Source organism: Mesorhizobium sp. M1088 (assembly GCF_040318575.1).
Classification (GTDB): Bacteria; Pseudomonadota; Alphaproteobacteria; order Rhizobiales; family Rhizobiaceae; genus Mesorhizobium.
The window spans coordinates 149,961-169,393 of sequence record NZ_JAMYMO010000007.1; the positions used below are offsets into that span (position 1 = coordinate 149,961).

Genomic DNA, 19,433 nt, shown 5'->3' on the forward strand with positions numbered 1-19,433 from the left:
CGTTCCCATTCCGCGAACAAAAGATGACGACGCTTCGAAATTTGCCGTGATCGTCTAACAGTTTGAGATAAAAGGTGAAATGTCAGCGTTGCGGCAAAATCATGGCAGCTCGAAAGCACTGCCACAATTTTAATCAGCAAGACCCTGGGCACGACGTCTAAAGTCGTGTGCAGGCATTCAGCAAGGTCAAACGCAAATATAACCGGTAGAGGCACTTGGAGCGCCCGTGCGTGCCCTGGGAACGCTAAGCGACGCTCCAAGCCCTTGAATCTAGGCCGGTATTCTGACGACCACCTCGGCACTATCTCCGGCTTTTGGCTCGAAGGACGAAGATTTGGTCTTCGTGCCATTCACTTCAAGTGAGATGGCCCGGGCCTTTTTGTCGCGGACGACGCGTACCTTGATCTCGGCGCCCAGCATCTTCAGAGTTGCCGAATAGCCGTCCCAATGGCTGGGAAGTCTCGGCGTGAACTGGAGGCGCTGTCCGCGGCGCTCTATGCCGAGAATGCTCTCGACCGCGGCGCGATAAAGCCAGCCCGCCGACCCGGTATACCAGGTCCAGCCGCCTCGGCCGCCCTTGTCTTGCCCGGAATAAACATCGGCCGCGACGACATAAGGTTCCACGCGGTAGCGCTCCGCCGCGGCTTCATCGAGAGCATGGTAGACCGGATTGAGCATTGAAAGGCAGCGGTAGGCATCGTCGGTGCGACCCATCTCGGCCAGCGCAATGACGAACCATGTCGCCGCGTGCGTGTATTGGCCGCCGTTTTCACGGACCCCCGGCGGATAGCTCTTGATGTAGCCCGGGTCCTTTTCCGTCTTCGAGAAGGGCGGGGTGAACAGTTTGACGATGTTGAGGTCGTCGTCGACGAGCGCTTTCATCGCCTGCGCCATTGCCGTGGTCGACCGCGCCGGGTCGCCCTCGCCCGAAAGCACGCTCCAGGACTGGGCGATCGAATCGATCTTGCACTCGTCCGACTTGCGCGAGCCGAGCGGCGTGCCGTCGTCGAAGCTGCCGCGCCGATACCACTCGCCATCCCAGGCGGTGCTTTCCAGCGCCCGCTTCAGCACCTCGGCGTGCTTCGTCCAGGCCTGCACGCGCTTGGCATCGCGCTCCGCCTTGGCGACAGCGGCAAAGTCGCCCAGCGTCTTCAGCAGGAACCAGCCCAGCCACACGCTCTCGCCCTTGCCGTGCTCGCCGACGCGGTTCATGCCGTCGTTCCAGTCGCCGCCGAGGATCAGCGGCAGCCCGGCTGGGCTGCTGCGCTTGACGGCAAGATCGAGCGCCCGCGCGCAATGGTCGTAGAGCGAGGCTGTCTTCTTCGAGATTTCCGGGATGAAGAAAGCATCGTGCTCGCCTTCGCCCAGCGCCTGCCCTTCGATGAAGGGCAGTTGCTCCTTCAGGATCGCGGTGTCGCCGGTCACCAGCAGGTAACGGGCCGTGGCGTGGGCCAGCCAGACCACGTCGTCCGAGATCATGGTGCGGACCCCGGCCTCGGTGCGCGGCAGCCACCAATGCTGTACGTCGCCTTCGGGAAATTGCCGCCGCGCCGCGTTGAGGATCTGATCGCGCGCCAGCTTGGGGTCATGCGCCAGCAAGGCCAAGGTATCCTGCAACTGATCGCGGAAGCCGAAGGCACCGCTCGCCTGATAGAACGCAGAGCGGGCACGGATGCGGCAGGCCAGACTCTGATAGGGCAGCCAGTGATTGACCATGGCGTCGAGTGCCTTGTCCGGCGTCTCGACCTGGATGGTGTCGAGAAAGCCGCGCCATGTGCGCTCGTTGTCGGCCAGCCGCTGATCGAAATCCCTGGAGCGATGGGTCTGCACCAGCGCGCTGGCCGCCTCGGGTGAGGCCGCGTCGCCGAGCAGCCAGAGCAGCGTGACGTCGCCGCCGGCAGCGATGTCGATGTCGCGTGCGATGGCCGCGCAGGGATCGTCGCCGGCCTCGACACGGCCGGACAGGCCGGCGCCGCTCAGCACGGCATGCGGAAACTCGCTCGTGCCTTGCCTGCCGATGAACTCGCCGCGATCGGCGGTGACCGAATGCACAGCACCGTCGGCGGCCAGAAAGGCGATCCGCTCGCCGAAATCGAGCCCATAGGGATTTTGCGCCAGCAATGCGCCGGTTGCGGCATCCCTCGACGGAACGATGCTTGCAGCGGTGCGCGAGCGATGGCCGCCAAGAACCCATTCCGCATAGGCGTAGACGCGCAGCCGCATCGGCACCGAACCCGAATTCTGGATGCGCAGCCGCGATATCTTCACCGGATCGACGGGATCGACGACATGGGTCAGGTCCATCGACAGCGGCCCGCGTTTTGAGCGGAACGTCGAAAAACCCTGCCCGTGCCAGGTTTCGTAGGTCATTGTCGGATCACGCACCACGGCAGCCATTGGCGAGAACGCCCTGCCACTGGCGTGATCGTAGATGTAGATGCCCTCGCCCGGCCGGTTGGTGACCGGATCGTTCGACCATGGCGTCAACTGATAGTCGCGGCTGTTGCGGCTCCAGGTGAAGGCAGCGCCTTCAGCCGAAATGTGGAACCCGAACGATGGGTTGGAGATGACGTTGATCCACGGCTGCGGCGTCGTGCGCCGGCCGGCAAGACGCACGACGTAGTGGCGTCCGCCGCCGTCGAAGCCGCCGAACCCGTTCCATTGGTCGAGCCCGCTGCCGTCGACGCGGCCCTCGATCAGTGCCTGGGCGGCCGATGCTTGCGACGTCGGCACCGGCAAGGACGGCTCGCGAAGCGCTGCAAGGTCTGCCGGCTGGAGGGCGGCGTCCCGCGCCTGCAATGCCGCGGCCTCGGCGCGCTCGATCTGGTCGAAGATGGTGCCGTTGCGCGTATGCAGCACCACCCGAGCGACGGCGAGCAAGGTCCGGTAGGTCGTTTCCTCCATCAGATCGCGGCGCACCGCGAAGATGTGCTGGCGGGGTCCGAGCTCCTTGCCGCGCAATCGGCTGTTTTCGCACAGCGTCTCCACCGCGCGCTGCAGGTCCTGCACGTAGGATGACGCCTGCTCGTTGACGACGACAAAATCGATCATCATGCCGCGGGCGCGCATGTATTCCTGGAAGCGAAGCGCCTGGGCGACGATCTCCAGATCGGCGACATCGGCGATCCTGACCAGGAAAATCGGAAAATCGCCGGATATGCTGGTCGGCCACAGGCTGGACTGCCTGCCGAGCCCGGAGACGATGGATTCGCCCGGAAGGCGCAGGAACGGATCGGGATAGATCAGATAGCGCGCCAGTTTCTGCACATTGGCGGCGTCGGACAGGCTGAGGCCAAGGTGCCGGGTCTGCACCTGCGAGCGCGTCCAGGCGAGCATCGCCTGGCGGGCGAAGCTTTCGGGATGGTCGAGCCGTGCGATGGCGGCATCCAATTCGGCGCGATGGGTACCGACGACGGTCCAGAACGTCAGCGAAATCTTCTTGTTGGCCGGCACGCGCACCTGCCGGCGAAGCGATGCGATCGGATCCAGGGTAAAGCCGGAATGGCCGCCAAGCTTGGCGCCGGGATCAAAGGCCGCCGCTTCGGTGATGGTGCGGCCGCGGCCGATGAAGGCGCGCCTGTCGGTTTCCGCCTCGGCGTCTCGCGCCGATCCAGACGGGTCGGTGACGAAATGCACCATGGTGACGTCGGGTTCGTCCTTTTCGCGCTTGCGCCTGGTGGCGAAGATCGCGCCGTTGTTCGGCGCGATTTCGGTTTCCACGAACATCTTCGAAAAAGCCGGATGGGCATTATCCGAGGGCTCGGAGCCCAGCACCAGTTCGGCAAACGAGGTTACTTCGATATGCCGGTCGGCGGGGCCATCATTGTGGAGCGTCACCCGTCGGCCCTCACCATTGCCTTCCGAGATGACGATGCACTCGACTTCCGAACGCAGCGATCCAATCGATTTGACGAAGCTCGCCTTGTCGTCGGAGAACAGCGTCTGCGCACGCTCGCCGGCGGCGCGCTTCGGCTCGGCGGTGGCCGACCACCAGTCGTCGTTGCTGGCGTCGCGCAGGAAAATATAGGAACCAAGGCGGTCCTCGGTCGGATCCGGCTGCCAGCGCGTGACGGCAAGTTCGCCCCAGCGGCTGTACCCGGAGCCGGTGGCGGTGACCATGACCGAATAGCGGCCATTGGACATGACACTGGTCGAGCGCAGCGCCCTGAGCGGATCGAGCACGATGCGGGTATCCGGGCTTTCCAGCTCGGTCTCGTCCTTCGAGCGCTCGTCGGCCTCGGTCCGGACGGTCGCAGTCGGGATGTCGCGCGGCGCCCGTTCCTGCAGCAGCAATTCGGCCGACTCGATCACCGGGTCGCTGTGGAAGCGGTCGCGCAGGCGCCCTTCGAAGATCGCATCGGCAACTGCGGCAATCGACATGCCGGAGTGGTGGGCCATGTAGTTGAGCACGACGGCGTGGTCGGTGCCCTCGGGGACGCGTTGCGGCGTGAAATCCACCGCATCGTAAAAACCGTGCCGGCCCAGTGCGCCCAGCCGCCTCAGCCTAGCCAGGTTCTGCACGGATTCATGCGGCGTGAACTGCGCTGCCAGCACGGTCGCGTAAGGCGCGATCACCGTGTTTTGGCCAAGGCCGCGCTTCAGGCCGAGCCCGGGCACGCCGAAATTGGTGTACTGGTAGGTCAGTTCACGGTCGCGGGCGTTGTAGGCCGCTTCCGAAATCCCCCAGGGAACGTTCTTCGAACGGCCATACTGGATCTGGCGCTTGATGATGAGCTTGCTGGTCTGGTTGAGAATGCTGCCTTGCGGCTCCTTCATCACCAGCGGCGGCATCAGATATTCGAACATCGAGCCGGACCAGGACATCAGTGCGCCCTGGAAGCCGATCTCGACGATCGGCCGGCCGAGCCGGAACCAGTGCTCGGTCGGCAAATCGCCCTTGGCGATGGCGAACAGGCTGGTCAGCCGCGCCTCGGACGCCAAAAGGTCGTAGCAGCTTTCGTCGAGCTGATGCTCCTCGACCCGGTAACCGATCGACAGGAGCTTGCGCTCGGGCCGCATCAGGAACGAGAAATCCATCTCGAAGGCGAAGCGGCGCGTGCGCTCGCGCAAGGTCAGAAGCTTGGCCCGCAACGCCGCGACCGCGTTTTCGTCGCTGTGCGCGTCGTGCACATGCGCCTCGCAGGTGGCTTCGAGCCTGGCCGCCCAATCGGCGATGGTGTCGCTCTGGGTCGACGCGGCCTCGGTGTGGATGGCTGTCGCGAGCTTGCGTATCTCGCCGGCCAGGACGGCCAGGTTGATGGTACGGATCGACGCCATCTCCGGCTGCGCCTTGATCAATTCGACCGCCCGCCGCATGCCGTCGAGACGGTCGGCGAGCCGCTGGCGCAAGGGCCGCAATTGACGCCGGTCGTCGGGCAGTTCCTCAAGGCTTTCGTCGAGGATGGTGACGGTGTCGAGGATGCCTTCGAAGTCGCCCTGCACATGCACCGACGGCGCTTCGGCCCATTCGGCGCAGGCAGCGGCCACGGCCACCAGATGGCCGGCGAGATTGCCGCTGTCGACCGCCGAAATGTACAGCGGGTAGAGCGGCTTCAGGGTCGTCGTGTCATACCAGTTGAAGAGATGGCCGCGGTCGCGCGGCATGCTCTCGATGGTCGACATGGTCGCGTCGATGCGGTTGACGGCGTCGGAGAGGCTGATCCAGCCGAAATCGCGTGCCGAAATCACCGACAGCAGGTAGACGCCGATATTGGTCGGCGAGGTGCGGGGCGCCACAACGGGGGCCGGGCTTTCCTGGAAATTGTCCGGCGGCAGATGGTGATGCTCGGCCGTCACGAAGGTCTCGAAATAGTGCCATGTACGCCGCGCCACGGTGCGCAGCGCGTGGATGTCGGCGGCCGATATGCGCAGGCGGTCCTCGGTTTCGGCCGAACGGCTGATCCAGCAGGCGATGGCGGGCGAGCCAATCCAGAACAAGGCAAAGAAGAAGGCGACGAAGGCGCCGGTGGAATCGGCCAGCACCGGGACGGCGAGGCCGACGACGCCTATGATCACCGCGCCGTACATGATGCTGTAGTAGGAGCCGAGATCGTTGTCGCCGCCCTTGTGTGCCTGCGAGGCGGTGCGCCATTCGAGCAGGTTCTGGCGGCTGACGAACAGGCGGTAGAGCGTCCGGATGATCGCGTCGCCCATCATCCAGGCAAGATGCGCCATCAGCACGATCTTCAGCGCCACCAGGGCGGTGCCGAAGGCAACGTCGCGTGCCAGTGCCGAGAAATGGCCGCGCGGCGTCTGATCGCCGCTCTTCGGCAGGATGGCGTTGACGATGTCGAAAGTGGGCGCCATGAACAGCGTAAGGATCAGCAGCGCCTGCCATTGCGCGGCCTGCGTGAAGGGCAGCAACGTCCAGCCGGCGATCGCGGCCATCACCCAGAAGATCGGCGTCACCGAGCGGCGCAGATTGTCCACCATCTTCCAGCGCGACAGCGCCGGCACGTTTGAGCGTGGGCCAAGAATGAAGCCCAGAAGCTGCCAGTCGCCGCGTGCCCAGCGATGGTGGCGCGACGCATCGACCGAATAGCGGGTCGGATAGTCCTCGACCAGTTCGACGTCGGTGACCAAGGCCGAGCGCGCCAGGGCGCCTTCGAGCAGATCATGGCTGAGGATGGTGTTTTCCTCGATGCGACCCTCCAGCGCCGCCTCGAAGGCGTCGACATGGTAAAGACCCTTGCCGGTGAAGGAACCGTCGCCGAAGATGTCCTGGTAGAGGTCCGACACGGCAAAGACGTACGGGTCGAGCCCGCGATTGGCGGAAAAGACACGCTGAAAGAACGACGCCTCGTCGCCACTGGTCAGCGACGCGGTGATGCGCGGCTGCAGGATGGAATAACCTGCCGTAACCTCGCGCCGTGCGACATCGAAATGCGGACGGTTGAGCGGGTGGCAAAGCTTGCCGGCCAGCGCAGCGACGGCGTCGCGGGTGGTGCGGGTGTCGGCGTCCAGCGTCATCACGTGGACGACGCTCTCCGGCAATGGCACTTCCAACGGCAGGAAGGTGGTGTCGCTGTCGCCGCGCAGCAGAAGGTTCAATTCGTGCAGCTTGCCGCGCTTGCGCTCCCAGCCCATCCAGACGCCTTGCGATGCGTTGTAGAGCCGGCGCCGATGCAGCAGATAAAAGCGCGGCGCCCCTTCCGAGGGATAGCGGGCGTTCAGCCTGGCGATTTCGGCGCGGGCGAATTCGAGGATTTCGACATCCGCCGTATCGATCTCGGTCTTCGAGTCCGGCCAGTCGGAAAGCAGCGCGAAATAGACTTCGCCCGCCGTGTTGGCGAGGTGATGCACCTCGATGTTGCGGATGTTCTCCTCGACATCGTCACGCGAGCCGATCAGCGACGGCACCACCACCAGCGTGCGCGCCTCGGGCGGCACACCGTGCCTGAAATCATAGCCGATGAGACGCGTCGGCTTCAAAAACAGCGAGACGACGGTGTTGAAGAATGCGAGCGCGCCTTCGCTGGCTGGCACCGCGAACAAGGCCAGCATCAGGACGATCGACGGCACCGACAGGCCGAGATTGGCAAGCGCATTGCCGGAAACGACCAGAAGCAGGACCGTCAGCGCAAACACCGGCACGACGATGCCCAGCCATCCGGTCTTGCGGAAGGTCCGGTTGAGCGTCTTGCCGATGGTCGGCCGGTAGCCGATCGACCGCTCGAGCTCCTGCCGGCGCGGGCCGACTAGAAAGAAGCCGACGTCGGTGTGAGCGATCGGACCGCTTTCGGAGCCCGGTGCAGCGGCAGCATGGCCGGCGAGCTCGATCGCCCTTTCGGCAACGCGAAATTCGGAGAGATCGGAACGGCGCGCCAGCTCCTCGATCGCAGTCCGGTACTGGTCGCGGGAAAAGAAATCGAGCGCGGCGAAATCGGTGCGTTCGCGCAGCAAGGTGTCGATGCGACTGACGCCCTCGAACCACACCGTCCAGTCGATGTCGTTGATCAGGCGCAGGCCGCGGATGATGTTGCCGGTGGTCACGTTGCCGCTGGACAGCGTGTGGTGCTCGCTGAGGATGATCTCCTCGGCGTCGGAGCCGGTCCGTTCCAGCTCGCCCTCCAGCCATTCCAGCGCCCTGCCGGCATTTTGCGAGCCGTCACGCAGCCGGTAGAGCAACTGGGTGGCGAAGGTGGTGTCCTGCGCATGGGCGCTGTAGTGGGAAAGTATCGCCTGCCGGTCGGCGCTGTCGTCCGTCGCCAGCACACGGTCGGCGACCTCGTTGGCGATCTGGCGCAGTTCCCGCGTGCGATTGACGCGGACCGCGATCCGGCGAAGGTTCTCGATCAGGACGAAGCGCAGCAGCGACGGCAGCGCCCATAATTCGCCGATCTTCAGCGGCTCGACGGACTGGAAGCCTTCGACGATCGCCTTGAACATGGCCGACGAGACGGAACTGTCGGAATGCGCGACATAGGTCCACGCGACCGCCAGGGCGCGCGGCACACTGGATCCATCCGACAGTTTCAGCGTCGGCAACTGGCGGTAGAAGCGGCGCGGCAGGTCGCGCTTGACCTGAAAAATGGTCTCCTCGACCAGGTAGTTGTTGTCGAGCAGCCACTGCGCCGCGGGCGTGATCGTTTCGCCCCTCGCCTGGGCAGCGTTGGTGGAACGGTAGACATCGAGAATTTTCCTGGCGCTGTCGCGGATGCGCGCCTGAAAATCGAAAGGCGTCAGACCGAACAAATCCTTGGCATCGCCATTGGCAAGGGCTGCGCCCAAAGCGCGCAGGCGATCTTCCGGCAGGAAATTGGAGCGTATCGGCTCGTCGGTGACAGCCGGGAAGCTGGCGCTCGTCTTTTCGATCTGTGCGAGATTGGTCTGGATATTCATCTAAGGTTCCGTGTTGGGGACGCAGTGCGGCGTCACCGCCACGGCAATGTCCCTAAAACCGGTCCAAATGCAATTGGTTGCATCGCAACACTTGGCCGAACGTTTGTTTCCGCACCACGACAAGATGCCGTTTTTCGACAACTTCCAGGCGGGCACTATGAGCATCGTTTCGGCTTCTGATCGGCGGAAGATTCAGGCTTTTTCGTGATGCAGCGACCAGCTTACGCGATATTTGGCCGGCGTCACGATCATGTTTGGAAACAGACGTTAATCGTTGCCGGCAATGCGGTCGATGCGGATCACGAACAGCATGGCCGGCCGGACCGGATCGAGGCGCAGTTCCGGCGCTTGCGCCCCGAGCAACAGCGCGTCGAGCGGCCCAAGTTGCATGGGCGCCGCGCCGGCCACGCTGAGTTCGCCGTCGACGCACAGGATGAGTGTTTCATCGGCTTCGGCCTGGATCTTCGTCGGAGCCGAAATCAGCAGGCGCTCGACCGTGTGGATCGCCCGGGCGCGGCGGGTCATAACGTTGATGTCGGTGATCGGACCGGCGATCAGCGTGGCTTGCGTCGGCACGTCGGCCGGAAAGGCAAGCGGTGCGGAAGCCTTGGTGATTTCGACCGGTAGCCGGCCGGCGATGCCGAGGATCATGCCCTCGCCTTCCAGCAACGCCAAGGTCCGATCGACGCCGGCGAAGCCGGAGAACGGTCCGCTGCTCTCGACGCGCGCCATCGAGACGCGCCAGTCGAAATCGTCGAGCCCGGCACCTGGCGGCGAGACGGCAATCTCCGTCGTCATCCCGCCGCCGTTCTTCCACGGCATCGAGCGGTATTCGGCTGCCCGAAGGATGTGCAAGGCGCGGCTCAGCCCAAAATGCCGGGCAGGTTGAGCTGGTTCTCCCGGGCGCACTCTATCGCGATCTCATAGCCGGCATCGGCGTGGCGCATGACGCCGGTCGCCGGATCGTTCCACAGAACCCGCTCCAGGCGCTTGGCCGCCTCGGGCGCGCCGTCGGCGACGATGACCATGCCGGCATGCTGCGAAAAGCCCATGCCGACGCCGCCGCCATGGTGCAGCGACACCCAGGTGGCGCCGGACGCCGTGTTGAGCAAGGCATTGAGCAACGGCCAGTCGGAGACGGCATCGGAGCCGTCCTTCATCGCCTCCGTCTCGCGGTTCGGCGAGGCGACCGAGCCGGAATCGAGGTGATCGCGGCCGATGACCACCGGCGCCTTCAGTTCGCCCCTGGCGACCATCTCGTTGAAGGCGAGGCCGAGCCGATGGCGATCGCCAAGCCCAACCCAGCAGATGCGCGCCGGCAGGCCCTGGAAGGCGATGCGCTCACGCGCCATGTCGAGCCAGTTGTGCAGATGGGTGTTGCCGGGGGTCAGCTCGCGCACCTTGGCGTCGGTCTTGTAGATATCCTCGGGATCGCCGGAAAGCGCTGCCCAGCGGAACGGGCCGATGCCGCGGCAAAACAGCGGACGGATGTAAGCCGGCACGAAACCCGGGAAGGCAAAAGCATTCTCGAACCCCTCCTCCTTCGCCACCTGGCGGATGTTGTTGCCGTAGTCGAGCGTCGGCACGCCGGCGTTCCAGAACGCCACCATCGCCTCGACATGCTCGCGCATCGACGCGCGGGCAGCTTTTTCGACGGCCTTCGGGTCGGAGGTGCGTTTCTCGCGCCACTCGGCCAGCGACCAGCCCTTGGGCAGATAGCCATTGAGCGGGTCATGCGCCGAGGTCTGATCGGTGACGATGTTAGGGCGCACACCGCGCCGCACCAGTTCCGGCAGGATGTCGGCGGCGTTGCCGACCAGGCCAACCGATTTCGCCTCACCGGCTTTGGTCCAGCGCTCGATCTTTTCCAGAGCCTCGTCGAGCGTGTCGGCGCGCTCATCGACATAGCGGGTGCGCAGCCGGAAATCGATGCGGTCGGGATCGCATTCGACGGCCAGGCAGCAGGCGCCGGCCATCACCGCGGCGAGCGGCTGGGCACCGCCCATGCCGCCGAGGCCGCCGGTCAGGATCCATTTGCCCCTGAGATTGCCGCCATAATGCTGGCGGCCGGCTTCGACGAAGGTCTCGTAGGTGCCCTGCACGATGCCTTGCGTGCCGATGTAGATCCACGAGCCGGCCGTCATCTGGCCGTACATCATCAGGCCCTTTCTATCGAGCTCGTTGAATTTCTCCCATGTCGCCCAGTGCGGCACCAGGTTGGAATTGGCGATCAGCACACGCGGGGCGTCAGGATGAGTGCGGAACACGCCGACCGGCTTGCCCGATTGCACCAACAGCGTCTCGTCGTCGCCAAGCGTCTTCAGCGAGGCAACGATGCGGTCGAAATCGTTCCAGGTGCGCGCCGCCCGGCCGATGCCGCCATAGACGACCAACTCGTTGGGGTTTTCGGCGACGTCTGGGTCGAGATTGTTCATCAGCATGCGCAACGGCGCTTCCGTCAGCCAGGTGCGGGCGTTGAGCTCGCTGCCGCGCGGGCTGCGCACTTCACGGATGTTGTGGCGAGGATCGGTCATGATTGTCCCTTTCGAGTGAGGTGTACCGCGCGTCAGCGTTCGGCCCAGGCGATCGCGGTTTCCAGGATCTTCTTCAGCGTGACGCGGATCGGCGCCGCGAATTCGGCCTCGTAAGGCACCGGCCAGTTAGCCGGTTCGCCCTTGCCTTCGGGCTCGCGCATATAGCCGCGGTTGGAGAGTTCCATCTGCAGCGCGTGGACGCCTGCTTGCGGCTGGCCGAAATGGCGCGCGATCCAGCCGCCCTTGAAGCGGCCGTTGACGACGTAGCTCTCGCCGGTTTCGGCGAGGATCTGGCCAACCGTCGCTTGCAGCGTCGGATCGGCGCTCTTGCCGTCATTGGTGCCGAGATTGAAGACCGGCAATTTGCCTTCGAAAAGGCGCGGCAGCACCGAGCGGATCGAATGGCAGTCATAGACGACGACCTTCCCATGCAAAGCGCGCAGCCTGTCGATCTCGGCCTGCAGAGCAGCATGATAGGGTACGAAGAATTTTTCGCGGCGCTCGTCGATCTCCGACGGTCCCGGCTCTTCACCCTTGCGGTAGAGCTGATCGCCGTCAAAGGTCTCTGTCGGGCAGAGCCCGGTCGTCGTCTGGCCGGGATAGAGCGAAACGCCGGACGGATCGCGGTTGACGTCGATAACGGTGCGCGAAATCGCCGTATGCACGACCGTCGCGCCGAGACTCTCGGCGAAGTCATAAAGCTTGTCGATCCACCAGTCGGCGTCACGGCGGCCGAGCCAGGGCGAGACCAGCCGGCTGTCGAGGCCGGCGAGATCGATGCCGGTATGCGGGATCGAAACCAGCAGGGGTGCTGTGCCTTGGGTGACGGTGAGCCAGGAGGGTGAGGTCATCGGAAGTCTCCGCGCGAAGGAACGCGACTTTGCAATCGTCCTTGAACACCGACTTCGGTTTTTATCGCTCGCAACGCATTTTGTTCTTGCTTTGTGCCGGCAGCTATGCTACTAAATTCGGTATGGTGCTGATTCGGCCCGACGACCCGCCCTCGAGGCGGGTTTTTTGTTGCCGGGCTGAGGTTGGCGGGACAGCGCCCCCCTCTGTCCTGCCGGACATCTCCCCCTCTAGTGGGGAGATTGGCAGCTTCGGCGCCTCGCTCAGTCCTGCAACGCTGGAGATTGGCGAAAGCCGAGACGACAGCCAATCTCCCCCCTGGAGGGGGAGATGTCCGGCAGGACAGAGGGGGGCGCGACAGAACGCGGCCTGTGACGGTGAACCGTCTCACGACGTCACCCCCGGCAGCTTTACCGCGCTTGCCGCTTCGACCGCCGCGCCGCTGCGTATCATGGCGATGGCCTTCTCCATGTCGGGGTGGAAGTGCCGGTCGTTGTCGAGATGCGGCACCTCTGCCCTGACCAGCCGGCGCACCGCCTCCAGTGCCGCGCTCGAGGCCAGCGGTGCGTGGAAATCGCAGCCTTGCGCGGCGGCCAGCAATTCGATGCCGATCACGGCCGTCGCATTCTCGACCATGCCGATGAGGCGGCGCGCGCCATGCGCCGCCATCGAGACATGGTCTTCCTGGTTGGCCGAGGTCGGGATCGAATCGACGCTGGCCGGATAGGCCTTTTGCTTGTTCTCAGAAACCAGCGCTGCCGCCGTGACCTGAGGGATCATGAAACCGGAATTCAGACCCGGCTTGGGCGTGAGAAAGGCCGGCATGCCCGACAGCGCCGGATCGACCAGCATAGCGATGCGCCGCTCCGACAGCGAGCCGATCTCGCAGACGGCGAGTGCGATCATGTCGGCGGCGAAGGCGACCGGCTCGGCATGGAAATTACCGCCCGAAAGTGCGGAGTCGTCCTCGGCAAAGATCAACGGATTGTCGGTGACGCCGTTGGCCTCGGTGCCGAGCGTCTCGGCGGCCTTGCGGAGCACGTCGAGTGCTGCGCCCATCACCTGCGGCTGGCAGCGCAGGCAATACGGATCCTGCACACGCTCGTCGCCGACGCGGTGCGATTCACGGATGGCGCTGCCGGCCATCAAATTGCGCAACGCCTCGGCCGTCTCGATCTGGCCGCGATGTTTCCTGAGCAGATGGATGCGTGGATCGAACGGAGCGTCGGAGCCCTTGGCGGCATCGGTCGACAGCGCGCCGGCGACCAGTGCCGACTGGTAGAGCACTTCCGCCTCGAACAAAGCGGCAAGCGCATAGGCGGTCGAAAACTGGGTGCCGTTGAGCAGTGCCAGGCCTTCCTTGGCGCCCAGTGTCACCGGCTCCAGGCCGTGCGAAACGAAGGCGACCTTGGCGGGAAAGCGGCCATGCGGGGTAAAGCACTCGCCGACGCCGATCATCACGGCGGTCATGTGCGACAGCGGCGCAAGGTCGCCGGAAGCGCCGACCGAGCCTTGCGCCGGCACCACGGGGATAACGTCGTTGGCCAGCATCGCCTCGATCAGCTCGATCGTCCGCGGCCGCACGCCGGAGGCGCCCTGTGCCAGGCTGGCCAGCTTCAGCACCATCATCAGCCGGCAGATTGCGACGGGCATCGGCTCGCCGACGCCGGCGGCATGGGACAGCACGATGTTTCGCTGCAACGTTTCCAGATCGGCGGCGGGGATGCGGACGCTGGCCAGCTTGCCGAAGCCGGTATTGATGCCATAGACCGGCTCGCCCTTGGCAACGATCCTGGCGACGGCCTCGGCGCTGGCCTTGATCTTCGGCCGGCAGGCATCGTCGAGCCTCAGTGCGGCGCCGCGATAGATGGCGCGCCAATCGGCCAGCGTGGCATTGCCCGGTCTTAGCTTGAGTTCGGTCATTGTCCCCTCCAGATGCGGGCATGCAGCGGGTTGAAGCCCATGCGGTAGACGAGTTCGGCCGGGCGCTCGACGTTCCAGATGGCCAGATCGGCGGATTTTCCGGCCTCCAGCGTGCCGGTCTGTCCAAGCAGGCCGAGCGCGCGGGCAGCCTCGCGGGTAACGCCGGCAAGGCATTCATCGACGGTCAGGCCGAACAACGTCGCGGCCATGTTCATGGTCAGCAGCAGCGAGGTCAGCGGCGACGTGCCGGGATTGTTGTCGGTGGCAACGGCCATCCTGACGCCATGCTGGCGAAACAAGGCGATCGGCGGCTTCTTGGTCTCGCGGATGAAGTAGTAGGCGCCGGGCAGGATGGTCGCCAAGGTTCCGGCCTTCGCCATCGCCGCCGCACCCGCCTCGTCGGTGTATTCGAGGTGGTCGGCCGATAGCGCACCATAGCGCGCCGCAAGTTCGGCGCCATGCAGATTGGACAGCTGGTCCGCATGGAGCTTGACCGGCAGGCCCGCCGCCTTCGCGGCATCGAACACGCGGGCGATCTGCTCCGGCCAAAAGGCAATGCCTTCGCAAAAACCGTCGACGGCATCGGCCAGGCCCTCGGCAGCGACGGCCGGCAAAATCTCGTTGGCGACAAGATCGATAAAGGCGTCCTTGTCGCCTTTTGCTTCGGGCGGCAGTGCATGAACGCCGAGGAAAGTGGTCCTGACCGTCACCGGCCGCTCACCGCCCAGCCGTCGTGCGGCGCGCAGTGACTTCTGCTCGTTTTCGAGGTCGAGACCGTAGCCGGATTTGATCTCGACGGTGGTGACGCCTTCGGCGATCAGCGCATCGAGGCGCGGCAGCGACTGGGCGACCAGCTCGTCCTCGCTGGCGGCGCGCAGTGCCTTGACCGAGGAAACGATGCCGCCGCCGGCCTTGGCAACCTCTTCATAGCTAGCGCCGGCCAGCCGCATCTCGAATTCATTGGCACGGTTACCGGCGTGGACCAGATGAGTGTGGCAGTCGATCAGGCCGGGCGTGATCCAGCGGCCTTCGCAGTCGATCGCCTCGGCGCCTTTGCTAAGTGCTGCCGGCATGTCGGCTTCCGGCCCAGCATAGACGATCCGGCCGTTGCGCACGGCGATTGCACCGTGCTCGACAACGCCTGACCCGGGGCTGCTTTCGGCCATGGTCGCGAGGCGCGCATTGCGCCAGAGGCGAACCTCCCCTGCCCGGCTTTTGCTCTCTGCAGCCATCATCTTTTCCGTTTCAATAGGTGGCGATTATGTATATACATATGAAAAGGCACTGCAAGCGCTATCATCGCACGGCAGACCGGGATTTGGAGAAAAACGTGACAGCAATCTTTGCGGAACAGGCGCTTCTGCCCGACGGCTGGCACAGCAATGTGCGGATCGTCATCTCCGACGGCAGGATCGCCACGGTCAAGGCGAATACCTCGCTCCTGCCTGGCGACGAGCGCCGTGCCATCCTTTTGTCCGGCATGCCGAACCTGCATAGCCATGCCTTCCAGCGCGGCATGGCCGGCCTTGCTGAATTGCGCGGCCCTTCCGCCGACAGTTTCTGGAGCTGGCGCGAGGTGATGTACCGATTCGCGCTGTCGATGACGCCGGACCAGGTCGAGGCGGTCGCGGCCCAGCTCTATGTCGAGATGCTGGAGGCCGGGTTCTCGCGCGTCGGCGAGTTTCACTATCTCCACCACGACCGTGACGGCCGACCCTATACTGACATCGCCGAGATGGCGGAGCGCATTGTTGCCGCAGCGTCCGAGACAGGCATCGGGCTGACTTTGCTGCCGGTGTTCTACGCGCATTCCTCTTTCAGCGGCGCTGCGCCAAATGAAGGCCAGCGCCGGTTCATCAACGATGTGAACCAGTTCTCGCGGCTTGTTGAGAAATGCCGCGAATCCATTCGCGCGCTGAATCAAAGCGTCGTAGGCGTCGCCCCGCACAGCCTGCGTGCCGTGACACCGGAGGAACTGGAAAACATCATGGTGATCGCACCAGAGGGGCCCATCCACATCCACATCGCCGAGCAGATGAAGGAGGTCGAGGACTGCCTTGCCTGGTCCGGGGCGCGGCCGGTCGAATGGCTGCTTGCCAATGCCAAGGTCGACCAGCGCTGGTGCCTCATCCACGCCACCCACATGACCGACATCGAGACGACCGATTTGGCGAAAAGCGGCGCCGTTGCCGGCCTCTGCCCGATCACCGAGGCCAATCTCGGCGACGGCACCTTTGCCGCGTCCTTGTTCATGCAGCATGGCGGCCGCTTCGGCATCGGCTCGGATTCAAACGTACTGATCGGCCTGCCGGACGAGTTGCGACAGCTCGAGTATTCGCAGCGCCTCGCCCACCGCGCCCGCAACGTGCTGGCGGTGGCCGGCGGCTCGACCGGCCGTGCTTTATTCGATGCAGCGCTCGATGGTGGCAGTGCCGCGCTGGGCGCCGGCCTCTCGCAGATCGCAGCAGGTGCCTCGGCCGATTTCGTCTCGCTCGACGGCAAGCATCCATCGCTGGCCGGCAAGACGGGCGATGCAATCCTTGATGCCTGGATTTTTGCCAGCGGCACCAAGGTCGATTGCGTCTGGGTGCATGGCAAGAAACTGGTCAGCGGCGGCAGGCATGCCAGGCGCGATGCCATCGCCGAGCGCTTCCGCAAGGTGATGACGGCGCTTTCGGCATGAGCATAATCGGGACAATAAGCGCGGATTCCGGAAGCGCGGACGGCGGCGAGGTTCTTTCGCTGCACCAGCGCATCCTGTCGGACATCAGCGAACGGATCCTGTCGGGTGCCTGGGCGCCCGGCCACCGCATCCCGTTCGAGCATGAACTGACGGCCGAATACAGATGTTCGCGCATGACAGTGAACAAGGCACTGTCGCAACTGGCCAAGGCCGGGCTGATCGAGCGCCGGCGTCGCTCCGGCAGTTTTGTCCGCCAGCCGCAGTCGCAGGCAGCCGTTCTCGAAATCCACGACATCCGGATCGAGGTCGAGGCACTTGGCCTGCCCTACCGCTACGAGCGCATGGCGCGAAACAGAAGGCGCAGCAGCGCCGACGACCGCGCCCTGCTGGAACTCGACGTCGCCGGGCCGGTGCTGGTGCTGGAATGCCGGCATTTCGCCGGCAAGCGGCCGTTCGCCCACGAGCAGCGGCTGATCAACCTGGCCGCCGTGCCGGAGGCTGCCGAAGAGGCGTTTTTCGACACGGCGCCCGGTCCGTGGCTGATCGGGCGCGTGCCGTGGAGTGCCGCCGAGCATCGCATTCGCGCGGTTGCCGCCGAAAAGCACATCGCGGCGGCGCTCGACATCCAGACCGGTGCGCCGTGCCTGGTGATCGAGCGGCGGACATGGAGCGCCGAGCACCCCGTCACCCATGTCCGCTTCACCTATGCGGCAGAGAACCACACGCTGGTGGCGCGGTTCACGCCGTCAAGGGGGTAACCCTCCCCCTCGAGGGGAGGGTCGCGGAGCAAATTGCCGCATGGCGGCATTTTGTGACGCGGGGTGGGGTCGGTGCAACCTCGCCGACGCCACCCCGTCTCGCAGTCTCCGCTTCGCTCCGACCACTCGCCGACCCTCCCCTCGAGGGCAGGGCTATCGCATATGAGTGATGGCATTGATGAGATAGTCGTCGTTCCAGGCGCATTTCTTGATGCGATGGCTGATGGGAACTTTGGCAGCATCGGCGGCCTGAAGGATGTTTCTGGCGAGGCGATTGAGAAGGGCCGTGTTGGCGGGGGCATTGTCCTTGCGGGCACGGCTGAGATCCTCATCGAGATGGACATCGAGCATCCAATGCAGGCCGTTCTCGATCTGCCAATGAGCTCTAGTGAGGTCGAGCGCCCGCTGCGGCGACATGAGCGTGGAGGCCATGAACAGGCGCATCAACGGCTTGGCCTGATCGCGTCGGCTGGTGATGCGGATGAAGGCCAGGTGGCCGGGCATCAGCGGCTCGGCCGCCGCCACGATCTCGGCCTGCCGCCACTCGTTGCGGCCGTGGCTGGTCTCGGTCCGCTCGGCAATGGAAGGGGTGGCGTCGGCCAGTTGCAGGTTGGCACGGCGCAGCCAATGACGACGGTTGCCCTTCAGCGCAAGCAGGTAATCGCCACCTCTTTGGGTAATGGCCGCAGCCATGCGGGTGTGGCAGTGGAGCGCGTCGGCGGTGACCAATCTGCCCGTAAGATCAATGAGTTCGACGACTTTGAGCGCGGCCTCGACTTCGTTCTCACCATCGCTCGGCGAGACTGCCGCCAGGCACAGCCGGGTCTCGGCGGCGAAGGCCGACACCGTCAACGGCGGACTGGCTGCCAAGCCCTTCTCGTAGGCTCGCCGCAAAGCCTTGCCGTCAAGCGACACCACCTCGGGCGTCTCTCGGCTGGCTCGGGCGAAAGCTGCGGCAAAGGCAGCAAAGGCGCGACCAAAGGCCTCCGGGTCGAGCAGATGCAGCAGCCGCGAGAAGGTGTCGTGGCTGGGAGCTGCGTCATAGTCGATCAGCCGCGACAGCGCCTGCTTGCGCTCCTGCGCGAACAGGGCAAATTCCGTCGCATTGCTGGCGCCGCACAGGCTTGCTGCGATCATCATCACGATCAGGTCGCCAAGCCGGTGTGTGGCGTTGGGCGCGCGTGGATCAGGCACCGCGCCAAAGTAGCTCTCAAGGCAGGAAATGGCAGTCGCTCCTTCGCTCAACTGCCTCTCCAAAGAATCCTTTCTCAGCCTAAACTCAACCCCCAAATCGCCATATGCGATTCCCCTGCCCTCGAGGGGGAGGGTTAGGAGCCGTCTCTCAAATCGCCGCGGTAACAATAATCTCGACCAGATATTCCGGTCCGGCAAGCTTGGCTTCGCCGGTGGCGCGGGCCGGCGTGTTGCCTTGCGGTACCCATTTGTCCCACTCCGCGTTCATCTCGGCAAAGGTGCTCATGTCGGCCAGCCAGATGATCGCCTGCAGGATCTTGGTCTTGTCGGTGCCGGCCTTGGCCAGCAATTCGTCGATCGCCGCCAGAATGTCCCTGGTCTGGGCACCGACGTTTCCGCCCGGCTTGCCGACCTGACCGGCCAGATAGACGGTGTTGCCGTGGATGACGATCTGGCTCATGCGCGGGCCTACATCGATACGACGAATGCTCATTGGATATTCCTTCTCCCCTTGTCGCTGCGCCTGTTTAGGGGCCGGGTTCGCCGGGGGCAAGGCCGCTCGAGCGGAACTTCTTGAGCCAAGCCAAAGCACACAACAAGACGGCCCGGCCGCAATTCCGCCCGATTGGCTTGTTGACTAATGTAATAACA

Annotated in this window: 10 protein-coding genes; 2 read left to right on the forward strand and 8 right to left on the reverse strand. The window is 64.5% G+C overall.

From position 1 onward, the window contains the following. Window positions 1-270 precede the first annotated feature (270 nt). From NKH49_RS11700 to hutI, 6 genes are all read right to left on the reverse strand, one after another. Window positions 271-8,841, reverse strand: coding sequence for a glycoside hydrolase family 94 protein (locus tag NKH49_RS11700; RefSeq protein WP_352926148.1), 8,571 nt, complete (start codon window positions 8,839-8,841; stop codon window positions 271-273). 267 nt (window positions 8,842-9,108) lie between these two features. Beyond that, the gene (locus NKH49_RS11705) at window positions 9,109-9,696 is read right to left on the reverse strand and encodes a HutD/Ves family protein (RefSeq protein WP_352926150.1); all 588 of its coding nucleotides are present in this window, start codon (window positions 9,694-9,696) and stop codon (window positions 9,109-9,111) included. A gap of 8 nt (window positions 9,697-9,704) precedes the next feature. Continuing rightward, entirely contained in the window at window positions 9,705-11,375 is a 1,671-nt protein-coding gene (hutU, locus tag NKH49_RS11710; RefSeq protein ID WP_352926152.1) for a urocanate hydratase, read from the reverse strand. A 32-nt stretch (window positions 11,376-11,407) separates the two neighbouring features. Beyond that, window positions 11,408-12,226 (reverse strand): N-formylglutamate deformylase, encoded by an 819-nt coding sequence (hutG, locus tag NKH49_RS11715; RefSeq protein ID WP_352926154.1) that lies wholly within the window; start codon window positions 12,224-12,226, stop codon window positions 11,408-11,410. Window positions 12,227-12,611: 385 nt separating this feature from the next. Further along, on the reverse strand, window positions 12,612-14,147 hold the full coding sequence (gene hutH / locus NKH49_RS11720) for a histidine ammonia-lyase (protein WP_352926156.1): 1,536 nt from the start codon (window positions 14,145-14,147) through the stop codon (window positions 12,612-12,614). Continuing rightward, window positions 14,144-15,379 carry an imidazolonepropionase gene (gene hutI, locus NKH49_RS11725; protein WP_352926158.1) on the reverse strand — a complete coding sequence of 412 codons (1,236 nt, stop codon included), beginning with the start codon at window positions 15,377-15,379 and terminating at the stop codon, window positions 14,144-14,146. The genes hutH and hutI overlap by 4 nt, the downstream gene beginning before the upstream one ends. 98 nt (window positions 15,380-15,477) lie before the next feature. On the opposite strand from hutI, the gene NKH49_RS11730 reads away from it, so the two are divergent. Together NKH49_RS11730 and hutC are read left to right on the forward strand one after the other, a co-directional pair. Further along, window positions 15,478-16,830 carry a formimidoylglutamate deiminase gene (locus NKH49_RS11730; RefSeq protein ID WP_352926160.1) on the forward strand — a complete coding sequence of 451 codons (1,353 nt, stop codon included), beginning with the start codon at window positions 15,478-15,480 and terminating at the stop codon, window positions 16,828-16,830. Beyond that, window positions 16,827-17,588 carry a histidine utilization transcriptional repressor HutC gene (gene hutC, locus NKH49_RS11735; protein WP_352820526.1) on the forward strand — a complete coding sequence of 254 codons (762 nt, stop codon included), beginning with the start codon at window positions 16,827-16,829 and terminating at the stop codon, window positions 17,586-17,588. Before NKH49_RS11730 ends, hutC begins: the two co-directional genes overlap by 4 nt. Before the next feature lie 153 nt (window positions 17,589-17,741). Here the strand turns inward: hutC and NKH49_RS11740 are convergent, their stop codons facing one another. Together NKH49_RS11740 and NKH49_RS11745 are read right to left on the reverse strand one after the other, a co-directional pair. Next, the gene (locus tag NKH49_RS11740) at window positions 17,742-18,833 is read right to left on the reverse strand and encodes an ISAs1 family transposase (protein WP_352926162.1); all 1,092 of its coding nucleotides are present in this window, start codon (window positions 18,831-18,833) and stop codon (window positions 17,742-17,744) included. Between the two features lie 97 nt (window positions 18,834-18,930). Next, window positions 18,931-19,275 carry a RidA family protein gene (locus NKH49_RS11745; RefSeq protein WP_023674415.1) on the reverse strand — a complete coding sequence of 115 codons (345 nt, stop codon included), beginning with the start codon at window positions 19,273-19,275 and terminating at the stop codon, window positions 18,931-18,933. Between the last annotated feature and the right edge of the window lie 158 nt (window positions 19,276-19,433).